Origin of the sequence: Micromonospora sp. NPDC023633 (genome assembly GCF_040640035.1) — a bacterium.
Lineage (GTDB): Bacteria > Actinomycetota > Actinomycetes > Mycobacteriales > Micromonosporaceae > Micromonospora.
Window position 1 is genome coordinate 1 of sequence record NZ_JBFABB010000093.1, and the last position, 11657, is coordinate 11657.

General features: G+C 75.6%; 10 protein-coding genes. 6 read left to right on the forward strand and 4 right to left on the reverse strand.

The genetic code is table 11. The features are described from left to right. Positions 1–180: 180 nt before the first annotated feature. Entirely contained in the window at positions 181–666 is a 486-nt protein-coding gene (locus tag AB0G13_RS24940; protein WP_357878644.1) for a roadblock/LC7 domain-containing protein, read from the reverse strand. Positions 667–859: 193 nt separating this feature from the next. Here AB0G13_RS24940 and AB0G13_RS24945 point away from each other — a divergent pair, with 193 nt between their 5' ends. The 6 genes from AB0G13_RS24945 (at position 860) to AB0G13_RS24970 (ending at position 7737) form a co-directional block, all read left to right on the forward strand. After that, positions 860–1213, forward strand: coding sequence for a VOC family protein (locus AB0G13_RS24945; protein WP_357878647.1), 354 nt, complete (start codon positions 860–862; stop codon positions 1211–1213). Next, positions 1203–2513 (forward strand): deoxyguanosinetriphosphate triphosphohydrolase, encoded by a 1311-nt coding sequence (locus AB0G13_RS24950; protein WP_357878649.1) that lies wholly within the window; start codon positions 1203–1205, stop codon positions 2511–2513. The genes AB0G13_RS24945 and AB0G13_RS24950 overlap by 11 nt, the downstream gene beginning before the upstream one ends. A gap of 10 nt (positions 2514–2523) precedes the next feature. Then, entirely contained in the window at positions 2524–3360 is an 837-nt protein-coding gene (locus AB0G13_RS24955) for a siderophore-interacting protein (RefSeq protein ID WP_357878652.1), read from the forward strand. 156 nt (positions 3361–3516) lie between these two features. After that, the gene (locus AB0G13_RS24960; RefSeq protein WP_357878656.1) at positions 3517–5151 is read left to right on the forward strand and encodes a BCCT family transporter; all 1635 of its coding nucleotides are present in this window, start codon (positions 3517–3519) and stop codon (positions 5149–5151) included. A gap of 156 nt (positions 5152–5307) precedes the next feature. After that, positions 5308–7200, forward strand: a complete 1893-nt coding sequence (gene dnaG / locus AB0G13_RS24965) for a DNA primase (RefSeq protein WP_357878707.1) — start codon at positions 5308–5310, stop codon at positions 7198–7200. Further along, complete coding sequence (locus tag AB0G13_RS24970) at positions 7201–7737, forward strand: hypothetical protein (RefSeq protein WP_357878659.1); 537 nt, start codon at positions 7201–7203, stop codon at positions 7735–7737. It begins immediately after the preceding gene. A gap of 9 nt (positions 7738–7746) precedes the next feature. On the opposite strand, the gene AB0G13_RS24975 is transcribed toward AB0G13_RS24970, so the two are convergent. The 3 genes from AB0G13_RS24975 to AB0G13_RS24985 are packed head-to-tail and all read right to left on the reverse strand — an operon-like array spanning position 7747 to position 11512. Continuing rightward, entirely contained in the window at positions 7747–8715 is a 969-nt protein-coding gene (locus tag AB0G13_RS24975; RefSeq protein WP_357878662.1) for a TAXI family TRAP transporter solute-binding subunit, read from the reverse strand. Continuing rightward, positions 8712–9104 (reverse strand): roadblock/LC7 domain-containing protein, encoded by a 393-nt coding sequence (locus AB0G13_RS24980; protein WP_357878665.1) that lies wholly within the window; start codon positions 9102–9104, stop codon positions 8712–8714. Before AB0G13_RS24980 ends, AB0G13_RS24975 begins: the two co-directional genes overlap by 4 nt. After that, positions 9101–11512, reverse strand: a complete 2412-nt coding sequence (locus AB0G13_RS24985) for a nitrate- and nitrite sensing domain-containing protein (protein WP_357878668.1) — start codon at positions 11510–11512, stop codon at positions 9101–9103. Before AB0G13_RS24985 ends, AB0G13_RS24980 begins: the two co-directional genes overlap by 4 nt. Positions 11513–11657: the final 145 nt, after the last annotated feature.

Sequence of the window (11657 nt, forward strand, 5' to 3'; positions counted from 1 at the left end):
CGTACCTGGGCATGGCCAGCGCGCTCGTCGAACGCGCGTTGGCCGACCGGCGCGGGGGGGGGCCCCCCCCCCCCCCCCCGGGGCCCCCCCCGGGGCGGGGGGGGCGCCCGGGGCCGCGGCCACCGCCCGGGGGGTGGGGTGGGGGGCGCCCCGCCCGGCGCGCCCGACTCCGAGGGTTGCTCAGACCGGCGGGCGGCGCCAGGTGTGGGGGGTGACGCGCCGGGGCAGCCTGCCGCCCGAGGTGCGGGCCGAGAGCGCGGCGTGCGCCTCGCGCACGGGCGCCGCCCCGACCCGGCGGCTGGTGTCCAGCACCGAGCCGGTGCGCCGGGCCACCGCCCGCGCGTCGGCGTGCAGCTCTTCCAGGTCGACGCCGGCGTCGGCGACCAGCGTCAACAGGGCGTTGCGCCCGGCGGGATAGGTGACGACGGCCCCGGTCGAGGTGCGGACCACCGATTCCCGGAACTCGCCGTGCCGCACCGTGTCGGCCACGCGGTGGCCGAGGCCGAAGCTGGCCGCCGCGAGCGCCGCCAGGTGGGTGGCGTCCGTCGCCGGCAGGTCGCTGGAGATCAGCAGGCCGTCGGTGCCGGCCAGCACCGTGCCCGCCACCTCGGGGCGGCGCCGGCGCAACTCCGACAGTTCCGTTCCCATCATCGTGTCCGCGTCCACGGGTGTCTCCCCACCGTCGGGCCCTCAGTCTGGTCACGTTCCGCGCTGGGAACGCTACCGCCGGCCATGCCGGACCGCGATCCCGTAACCGTCGGCGATCGGTCGACAACTCTCGCCTGTTCGGAGGTTGCGCGGCCGTCGGGCGCGCGCCGGCGGCGCGCCGTCCGCGGCGCGCGGGCGTAACCTGATCGGCATGAGCAGCGCCTGGGAGAGCCTGACCGTCGACGCCCGGGACCCCGCCCGGCTCGCCCGCTGGTGGGCTGAGGCGCTGGGCTACCAGGTGGTCACCGAGCAACCGGACGAGGTGGAGATCCGCCGCTCCGCCGACCGGCTGCCGGGCATCGTCTTCGTGCCGGTCACCGACGACAAGACGACCAAGAACCGGCTGCACATCGACCTGCGCCCCGACGACCAGGAGGCCGAGGTCGAGCGGCTGGTCGACATGGGGGCCCGGCACGTCGACGTGGGGCAGGGCGACGTCGGGTGGACCGTGTTGTCCGACCCGGAGGGCAACGAGTTCTGCGTGCTGCGGCAGCGTGAGGACTGAGCCTCCCGGGCCGGACGATCCGGACGTCGCCCGCTTGGTCGGCGAACCACCGAAGGACACCGGGTACGGGCGGTCGGCGTACGAGCGGGACCGCGCCCGGGTGCTGCACTCGGCGGCGTTCCGGCGGCTCGCGGCGAAGACCCAGGTGCACACCGCCGGCACCGACGACTTCCTGCGTACCCGGCTGACCCACTCGCTGGAGGTCGCGCAGATCGCCCGGGAGATGGGGGCCCGGCTGGGCTGCGACCCGGACGTGGTCGACACCGCCGGGCTCGCCCACGACCTCGGCCACCCGCCGTTCGGGCACAACGGCGAGGACGCGCTGGACGACCTCGCGGCCGGGTGCGGCGGCTTCGAGGGCAACGCGCAGACGCTGCGGGTGCTGACCCGGCTGGAGGCCAAGGTGGTCGCCCCGGACGGGACGTCCGCCGGCCTCAACCTGACCCGCGCCTCGCTCGACGCGGTCAGCAAGTACCCGTGGCCCCGCCGCCGGGAGCAGCGCAAGTTCGGGGTGTACGACGACGACCTCCCGCTCTTCGCCTGGCTGCGCACCGGCGGGCCGGGTGACGACCGGCGCTGCCTGGAGGCGCAGGTGATGGACTGGGCCGACGACGTGGCCTACTCGGTGCACGACGTCGAGGACGGCATCCACGGCGGGTACGTGACGCTGCGCCCGCTGCTGCGCGACCCGCAGGAGCGGGCGGCGCTCTGCGCCGACGTCGCCGCCACCTACTCCGGCGAGTCCCCGGCCGACCTCGGCGAGTTGCTGCTGGAACTGCTCGACGACCCGGTGCTCGCCCCGCTGGCCGGGTACGACGGCAGCCACCGCGCGCAGGCCGCGCTGAAGGCGACCACCAGCGTGCTGACCGGCCGCTTCGTCTCGACGGTCGTGGCGGCCACGCAGGAGCGGTACGGTCCCGGCCCGCATCGCCGCTACGCCGCCGACCTGGTGGTGCCCCGGCGGATCCGCGCGCGGTGCGCGCTGCTCAAGGGCATCGCCCTGCGGTACGTGATGCGTCGCCCCGGCGCGGGGGACCGCTACCGGCGGCAGCGGGAGGTCCTGGCCGAGTTGGTGCACGCCCTGGCCGACCGGGCGCCGGACGGGCTGGATCCCGTCTTCGCCCCGCTCTGGTCGGCCGCGCCGGACGACGCGGCCCGGCTCCGGGTCGTGATCGACCAGGTCGCCTCGCTGACCGACCCGGCGGCCGTCGCCTGGCACGCGCGGGTGGTGCGCGGCGCGGGGCGCGGGCACCCGCCGGCCGAGGATCGAGGGATGGGCAGCCGCGCAAACTTAGGCTAACCTAACCGGCATGACGGAGCGCCCCATCAAGGTCACGACCGCCCGGGTACTGCGCACCGAGCGGCCCACTCCCCACCTCGTCCGGCTGGTACTCGGGGGTGAGGAGTTGACCGGCCTGCCGGTGGGCGAGTTCACCGACCACTACATCAAGATCGTCTTCCCGGCGCCGGGGACGGCGTATCCGATCCCGGCGGATCTCAACACGATCCGCCGTGACCTGCCCCGGGAGCAGTGGCCCCGGCTGCGCGCGTACACGGTGCGGGCCTGGGACGCGTCGACCGGTGAGCTGACCGTCGACATCGTGCACCACGGCGACGTGGGGCTGGGCGGGCCGTGGGCGGCCGCGCTGCGCCCCGGCGACCCGGTGCACTTCGTCGGCCCCGGCGGGGCGTACGCCCCCAGCCCGGACGCCGACTGGCACCTGCTGGTGGGCGACGAGAGCGCGCTGCCGGCCATCGCCGCCGCCCTGGAGCGGCTGCCCGCCGGTGCCCCGGCCACCGTCTTCGTCGAGGTCGCCGACCCGGCCGACGAGCAGCCGCTGGCCAGCCCGGGCGCGGTGCGCCTGACCTGGCTGCACCGGGGCGACCGCCCGGTCGGGGAGGCCCTGGTCGCGGCCGTGCGCGCCCTGGAGTTCCCGCCCGGTGACGTGCAGGCCTTCGTGCACGGCGAGGCCACCTTCGTCAAGGAGCTGCGCCGCCTGCTCCGCGTCGAGCGCGGCGTCTCCCGCGAGCTGCTCTCCATCTCCGGCTACTGGCGCCGGGGCCTGGACGACGAGGGCTGGCGCGCCAGCAAGCCCGACTGGAACCGGCAGGTGGAGGCCGAGGAGGCCGCCGCCGTCCCGGCCTGACCGGCCTGCGCGGCGCCTGACCGGCCTGCGCGGCGCCTGACCGGCCTGCGCGGCGCCTGACCGGCCTGTGCCGCGTCGGGGCGGTCCGGCCGGGCAGGTTCGCCCGATATCGCCGTGTGCCGCCCGCCTGCCCAGCAGGATGGGCAGGGGGTGGCCATGAGCGGGCAGGTGCGGGAGCGGACGCAGGCCGTGGGCCGGATCGACCGGACGGTCCTGGCGCTCAGCGTCGGCGGCGTACTGGCCGTCGTGGCGTGGGGCGTGCTGGCCCGGCGCTCCCTGGCCGGCTTCGGCGACTCGGGCCTGGCCTGGGTGATCGACACCTTCGGTTGGTTCTTCGTGGTGGCCGCCGACGCCTTCCTGGTGCTCTCGGTGATCATCGCCGCGACGAAGTTCGGCCGGATCCGGCTGGGCGCCGACGACGACGAGCCGGAGTTCAGCACGCTGGCCTGGGTGGCCATGATGTTCAGCACCGGCATGGGGATCGGCCTGGTCTTCTACGCCGTCGCCGAGCCGATCGAGCACTACGGCGCCCCGCCGCCGGCCAGCGGCGTCGCGCCGAACACCGGGGCCGCCGGTGCGGCGGCGATGCAGTACACGCTCTTCCACTGGACGCTGCACCCGTGGGCGATCTACGCGGTGGTGGCGCTCGCGTTGGCGTACTCGACGTTCCGCAAGGGGCGGCCGAACCGGATCTCGGCCGCCTTCCAGCCGCTGCTCGGCGCGCGGACCGAGGGGCCGGTCGGCCGCGCGATCGACCTGCTGGCCGTCTTTGCCACCGTGTTCGGCTCGGCGACCAGCCTCGGCCTCGGCGCACTCCAGGTCGCCGCCGGGCTGGACCTGGTCACCGGGGTGCCGGACACCACCGCCGTCGAGCTGGTGGTGATCGGCGCCCTCACCCTGGCGTTCGTCGTCTCCGCCTTCTCCGGCCTGCACCGGGGCATCAAGTGGCTGTCGACCACCAACGTCGTGCTCGCCGTCGCGCTGATGGTCTTCGTGTTCGTGGCCGGCCCGACCATCTACACGCTGGAGGTGCTGCCCGCGTCGGTCGGCGACTACCTCAGCCACCTGGTCACCATGTCCACCCGCACGGGTGCCTTCTCGGACCCGGCCTGGCTGGGCAACTGGACGATCTTCTACTGGGCCTGGTGGATCTCCTGGGCCCCGTTCGTCGGCATCTTCATCGCGCGGATCTCCCGGGGGCGCACCGTCCGGCAGTTCGTCGCCGGCGTGCTGCTGGTGCCCAGCGGGGCCAGCGTGGTCTGGTTCGCGGTGCTGGGCGGCAGCGCCCTGCGGGTGCAGGCCACCGGAACCCGGGACCTGGTCGCCGACGTTGGCGCGGGCACCGAACGGGCCCTGTTCGGCCTGTTGGAGGCGCTGCCCCTGGCGGGCCTCACCACCGTCCTGGCGATGGTGCTGGTCGCGCTCTTCTTCGTCACCGGCGCCGACTCCGCCGCGCTGGTGCTCGGCTCGCTGACCTCCCGGGGCGCACTGCGCCCGCACCGCGCGCTGGTGGTGGTCTGGGGGGTGCTGATCGGCGCGGTCGCCGCCGTGCTGCTGCTGGTGGGCGGGCTGGACGCGCTGCAACAGGCGACCATCCTCGTCGCCCTGCCGTTCGTCGTGGTGATGCTCGGCCTGGCCGTCGCGCTGGTCCGGGACATGGCCCGGGACCCGGCGGTCAACCCGCCGCCGCGGGTCCGCCGCTCCGGCCTGGCCGCGGCCGTCCGGGCCGCCCGGTCGTACGACGAGGAGGACCCGCCGCCGGTGCGGCGCTACCTGCGCCGCCCGCGCTGAACCGGCGCGGCCGGCCCGGCACCGCCGCCCGGCCCGACCCGGCCGGGCGGGACCGCCGGGGCGGCCCGGTCCGCGCGGGCGCGACCGTCGAGGTGACGGCGGTGGTCGCCACACGCGGCGTCCCCCGGCGGCACGGCGTCGGTGCGGCAGGGCAGGATGTACGCCGAGGGGGTGGCGGACATGGCTGGGCGGATCCGGGACGAGGACATCGCGCTGGTCCGGGAGCGCAGCTCGATCGCCGACGTCATCTCCGAGACGGTGACCCTGAAGTCGGCCGGCGCCGGCAACCTCAAGGGGTTGTGCCCGTTCCACGACGAGAAGAGCCCGTCGTTCAACGTCTCGCCCGCCCGCAACGTCTGGTACTGCTTCGGCTGCGGCGCCGGCGGCGACGCGATCAAGTTCCTGATGGACGCCGAGCACCTCAGCTTCGTCGAGTCGGTCGAGCGGCTCGCCGACCGGGCCGGCATCCAACTGCGCTACGTCGAGGGCGACTCCGCCGCGCCGCGCCCGCGTCCCCAGCAGGGGCAGCGGCAGCGCCTCGTGGCCGCGCACGCCGCCGCCGTCGAGTTCTACCGCGCCCAGCTCACCACCGCCGGTGCGCGCCCCGCCCGGGAGTTCCTGGCCCGGCGCGGCTTCGACCGGGCCGCCGCCGAGCGCTACGGCTGCGGCTTCGCCCCGGACGCCTGGGACCTGCTCACCAAGCACCTGCGCCAGCAGGGCTTCAGCCACGACGAGCTGGTCACCGGCGGGCTGTCCCGGCCGTCCCGTTCCGGCACGCTGATCGACCGGTTCCGCCGCCGGCTGATGTGGCCGATCCGCGACCTGGCCGGCGACGTGATCGGCTTCGGCGCCCGCAAGCTCTTCGACGACGACGACGGCCCGAAGTACCTGAACACCCCCGAAACGCCCATCTACAAGAAGTCGCACGTCCTCTACGGCGTCGACCAGGCCAAGCGGGAGATCGCCAAGCAGGGCAAGGTGGTCGTGGTCGAGGGCTACACCGACGTGATGGCCTGCCACCTGGCCGGGGTGCCGACGGCCGTGGCGACCTGCGGCACCGCGTTCGGCGGGGACCACATCGGGGTGCTGCGCCGGCTGCTGATGGACACCGACGACGTGGCCGGTGAGATCATCTTCACCTTCGACGGGGACGCCGCCGGCCAGAAGGCCGCCCTGCGCGCGTTCGAGGACGACCAGCGCTTCGTCGGGCGCACGTTCATCGCGGTCAGCCCCGACAACATGGACCCGTGCGACCTGCGTCTGGCCAAGGGCGACCTGGCGGTCCGCGATCTGGTCGCCCGCCGCGAGCCGCTGGTCGACTTCGCGCTCCGGCACGTGATCAACCGGTACGACCTCGACACCGTCGACGGCCGGGTGGAGGCGATGCGCCGGGCCGCCCCGCTGGTCGCCAAGCTCAAGGACCGGGAGAAGCGTCCGGAGTACGTCCGCAAGCTCGCCGGTGACCTCGGCATGGAGATCGAGCCGGTGCAGCGGGCCGTGCTGGCCGCCGCGTCGGCCACCCCCGGCAGGGACGCCGCGCCGGCGCCCCGACCCGCCCGGCCGGAGCCGGTCGTCGACAACCCGCACTCGATGGTGGAGCGGGAGGCGCTGAAGCTCGCCCTCCAGGAGCCGGTGCTGGCCGGGCCGATGTTCGACGCGGTCGAGGCGTCGGAGTACCGGCACCCCGTGCACGCGGCGGTGCGGGCGGCCGTCGCGGCCGTCGGCGGGGCCGCCACGGCCACCGGCGGCGCGGTCTGGATCGAGTCGGTCCGCGACGCCTGCGAGGACCTGGCCGCCCGGGCGCTCGTCGGCGAGCTGGCCGTGGAGCCGCTGCGCATCGACGGCGAGCCCGACCCGCGCTACGTCTCGGTCACCATGGCCCGGTTGCAGTGGGGCTCGGTGACCAGCCGGATCAGGGACCTGAAGTCCCGGATCCAGCGGATCAACCCGGTCAACAACAAGGACGAGTACTTCGCCGCCTTCGGCGAGCTGCTCTCGCTGGAGCAGCACGCCCGGGCGTTGCGCGAGCAGGCCGCGGGAGGACTGTAGATGGGACTGTTCCGCCGCAAGCCGAAGCTGCCCCCGGCCGACCGGCCGCCGCTGGCCGCCGACGAGCGGGTGCTCGCCTGGGCCGCGGTCGGCAACGGCGAGGGCGACGGGGTGGTGGTCGCCAGCAACCTCGGGCTCTGGCTGCCCGGTCGGGCGCACCGGCTGGGCTGGCACGACGTCCTCAAGGCGGTCTGGTCCGGCCGTGAGCTCACGGTGACGCCGGCCGAGCGGCTCGCCGAGCGCGACGGCTACCTGGTGGTGGCCGACTGCCCGGCCGAGACCTACCTGCTGCTCGACCCGGGGGAGCTGCCGCACCAGGTGCGGGAGCGGGTCACCCGGTCGGTGGCGTACACGCGGCACCACCCGGTGCCCGGCGGCGCCGGCCGGATCGCGGCGCGCCGGGTGCCGGGGCTGGACGGCCTCACGTGGACGGTCCGCCTCGACCCCGGCACCCCGACGGACGACCCCGAGGTGCTCGCCGAGACCGACCGCCTCGTGGCCGAGGCCCGCGCCGCCACCGCCCCGGCGGACGTCTGACCGGCGCGCTCACCCGCGCTGGTAGTACCGGGCGGCCCCGGGGTGCAGCGGGATCGGGTCGGTGCCCGAGGCGCTCTGCTGGGTGAAGTTGCCGGCCTCCGGGTGCACCCTGACCAGGTCGGCCTGGTGGGCGAAGAGCAGCCGGGTCAGGTCGTACGCCAGCTGGTCGGGCATGTCGGCGCCGACCAGGATGACGTTCGCCACCGTGACCGTCGGCGTGCCGCTCCTCGTCTTGTAGACGTCCTTCGGCAGCTCCGCCGTGGTGTAGACCGACCCGTGCCGCGCGGTGAGCGGCTCCATCAGGTCGGCGATCGGCAGCAGCGCGTACGTGCCGGGCGCGCTGGCCAGCAGGTCGGCGATGCCGGGCGTGGGCAGGCCGCCGGAGAAGAACATCGCGTCGAGCGTGCCGGCCCGCATCCGCCGCACGGTCTCCGGCAGGGAGAGCGTGGCCCGGACGACGTCCCGGTCCGGGTCGAGGCCGGCGGCGGTCAGCAGCCGCCCGGCGATGATGTCGGTGCCGGACTTCGGCGAGCCGGTGGAGACCCGCTTGCCGCGCAGCTCCGACAGCTTGGTGATCTTCGCGTCGGCGCGGACGATCACGTGGGTGTAGTTGCTGTAGACCCGGGCCAACGCCCGGACCGGCTGCGGCTGGCCCTCGAAGGCCCCGCGCCCCGCGACGGCGTCCGCCGCCGTGTCGGCGAGACTGAAGGCGATCTCCATGTCGCCGCTGGCCAGCCGGTTGATGTTCTCCACCGACGCCCCGGTCGGCTCGGCGCGCGCCTCGTAGCCGGGCAGGTGGCGGCTGATCACGTCCGCGTAGCCGCCGCCGAGCTGGTAGTAGACGCCGGTGGTGTTGCCGGTGGCGAGGAAGATCCGGCCGCCGTGCCAGGGTTGCGGCCCGGCGTCGGTCGTGCCGCACCCGGCGGCGAGCACGGTCGCGAGCAGGGCCGCCAGCAACCGGGAGGACCGTCCGATCACGCCCGGACCGCCGGCTCCAGGGCCTCCGCCACCCGCTGGACCAGCATGGCGGTCTCGTAGCCGATCTGACCGAGGTCGCAGCCGGGCGCGGCGAGCACCCCGACGAGCGCGCGTTCGCCGACCGCCATCACCAGCATCACCCCGCCGTCCATGTCGACGATCTGCTGGCGTACTCGGCCGGCCGACATGAGCCGGGCGGCACCGACGGTCAGGCTGGCCAGGCCGCTGATCACGGCGGAGAGCTGGTCCACCTGGTCCGGCGCGAGGTGGGGCGAGGCCGCCAGCCGCAGCCCGTCGCCGGAGACCGCGAGGGCGTGCGACACGTCCGGCACCTGTTCGGCGAAGTTGGCCAGGAGCCAGTCCAGGCCGGCGCTCACGGATGAAGTCATGGGGTTCTCCTGGGGGGTGTCGTCTGGGTACGTCGGGTCGCGGCGGCCACTCCCTCGGCGAGCGAGGAGAGCCGGGACCGTACGACCTCGGGGTCGAGCAGGTCGCCCGCCGGTCGCGCCGGCGGGGCCTCGTGCAGCGTGGCCGGCAGTTGGCCGCCCCGGGTGCGGCGGGGCAGCCCGGCCCCGGTGAGCGGGGCCGGCGCGGGCCGGGGCGGCGGCGTCGCGGCGCCGCCCTCGGGCCCGGTCGGTCGCGCGCCGAGCACCGGGAGCGTGATCGTCGGCGCGTGGTGGACGCTGGCCAGGTCGGGCAGGGCGGCGGGACCACCCGTCCCGGTCCGGGGCCGGAACCAGGCGGTCTGTGCGGGGACGACCGGCGCGTGCGGGCGCGCGTCGGGCCCGGGCGGTGGCGCCTGCGGGCGCACCTGCTGGGCGACCGGCGCCTGCGCGCGCGCCTCCTGGGCGTCCGGCGTACGCGCGTCCGGGGCGGAGCGCGGGGCGACCTCCTCGATCCGGGTCAGCGCCGACTCCGGGATCTCGACCTGCGCGACGGTGCCCGCGCCGCTGTTGTGCAGCTGCACCCGCACCCCGTGCCGGGCCGCCAGGTGGGCGACCACGTGCAGGCCCATGCTGCCGGCGGAGGCGCTGGAGAGCATCGCGGGGGCGAGCAGCCGCTCGTTGATCGTGGCGAGCCGGCTGTCGCTGATGCCGATGCCCTGGTCGTGCACGCGCAGCGTGAGGCCGTCGATCGTGCGCCGGCCGTCGACGTGCACCGGGGTGTTCGGCGGGGAGTAGACGGTGGCGTTCTCCAGCAGCTCGGCGAGGAGGTGGACCAGGTTGCCCACCGCGGCGCCGTGCACCGCGGCGGTCGGCACGTCGACCTCCACCCGCGGGTAGTCCTCGATCTCCGAGGCGGCCGCCCGGACGACGTCGGCGAGCAGGTGGGCGCCGTCGTGCGTACGGCCGGGCTCCCCGCCGGCGAGGACCAGCAGGTTCTCCCCGTTGCGTCGCATGCGGGCGGCGAGGTGGTCCAGTGCGAAGAGCCGGGCCAGCGCATCCGGGTCGGTCTCCTCGCGTTCGAACTCGTCGAGCAGCCGCAGCTGCCGGGTGATCAGGGTACGGATGCGCCGGGCCAGGGCCTCGGCCATCCGGGTCACGTCCATGCGCACCTCGGCCTGTTCGCCGGCCAGGCGCAGGGCGGCCCGGTTCACCGTGTCGAAGGCCTGGGCGACCTGGGCGATCTCGTCGCGGCCCTGCCCGATGCCGGCGGTGAGCCGGGTGGCCGCGCCGTCGGTCGGCGCGCCGTCGCCGGCCGCGATGGCGGTGATCCGTTCCGGCAGCTCGCGGTTCGCCATGGTGAGCGCCGCTACCCGCAGCCGGCGCAGCCGGCGGCTGGTGCGCACGGCCAGCAGCACGGCCGCGGTCAACGACGCCAGCACGACGGCGGTGGTCGCGCCGCCGGTGATCAGGGCCCGTAGCTGGGCTTCCCGGGCCAGCCCGGCGGCGTTGCGGTCCAGTTCCTCGGAGAGTTCCCGGCCGAGCAGGTTGTACCGCCGGATGGCCCCGCTCTGGGCCACGTACCAGGCGTCGCCGTCGGTCTTCAGCCCGGCGGGCTCGGTCTCCACGTTGAGCGCGCTGTCGCGCATCCGGCGGGCGGTGGAGACGTCGGTGCCGGCCACCAGCCGGGTGTACGCGTCCGCCGCCGGCCGGCCGGCGATCCGGGAGAACTCGGCCTGACGTTGCTCCTGTGCGCCGTGCAGCTGGCCGAGGCGGACCAGTTCCCCGTCCGCCAGCGCGCCCCGCACGAAGACCGCCCGGAGCAGGTCGCGTTCCACGGCGGCGAGGTGCTCCTGGGCGGCCACGGCGGCCACCTCCCGCGCCCCGTTGGCCAGTTCCCGGTCGCGCAGCTGCGCCGGCAGCGCGTCGGCGACGGCGAGCAGCGACTCGACCAGCGAGAGGTAGGTCGGGTCGGCGGTGGTGCCGCCCAGGGCGGAGCCACGGGCCGGTTCGAGCTGGCCGAGCTGCGCGTCGGCGCCGTCGAGCACCCGGCGCAGGTCGGGGGCGGCCCGGCGGGCGTCCCGGCTGGAGCTGCGGTACCGCTCGACGGAGGCGTCGACGCGCCGTCGCTGCGCGTCGACGAGGGGCCGTCCGCTGCTGCCGCCCCGCTGGCGCAGGGCCGCCGTCTCGCCGAGTTCCCGTTCCAGCTCGTGCACCAGGCGCACGGTGGCCGTCGCGGTGCTAGCCAGCACCCGGGCACGGTCCGCGTCGTCGGTGGCGGCCATGGCGATGGCGGTCTGGGTGGACCCCAGCACGACCAGACCGATCGTGGCCACCAGGATGGGCGCGAGCAGCTGGGTGCGTACCGACCACAGGCGGTCGGTGTGGTCGGCGGGCCGGTGGTGCCGACGCACGCGGCCGGGGGTGGGGAGCGACACTCGGGCCTTCCGGGGGTGGGGTCGGGGGTGGCGGGTGGCGGGGGGGGGCGCCGACGCCGCCCCCGGGGGTCACCTACCCCCGATCTGGGCGAAAGAAAAGGGCGAGCCCCCGGGACGCTGG

Bases quoted from the DNA above. Each gene is read 5' to 3' on its own strand.
- AB0G13_RS24945 (WP_357878647.1), top strand. From the start codon at position 860: ATGAGCAGCGCCTGGGAGAGCCTGACCGTCGACGCCCGGGACCCCGCC.
- AB0G13_RS24955 (WP_357878652.1), top strand. From the start codon at position 2,524: ATGACGGAGCGCCCCATCAAGGTCACGACCGCCCGGGTACTGCGCACC.
- AB0G13_RS24960 (WP_357878656.1), top strand. From the start codon at position 3,517: ATGAGCGGGCAGGTGCGGGAGCGGACGCAGGCCGTGGGCCGGATCGAC.
- dnaG (WP_357878707.1), top strand. From the start codon at position 5,308: ATGTACGCCGAGGGGGTGGCGGACATGGCTGGGCGGATCCGGGACGAG.
- AB0G13_RS24970 (WP_357878659.1), top strand. From the start codon at position 7,201: ATGGGACTGTTCCGCCGCAAGCCGAAGCTGCCCCCGGCCGACCGGCCG.
- AB0G13_RS24980 (WP_357878665.1), bottom strand. From the start codon at position 9,104: ATGACTTCATCCGTGAGCGCCGGCCTGGACTGGCTCCTGGCCAACTTC.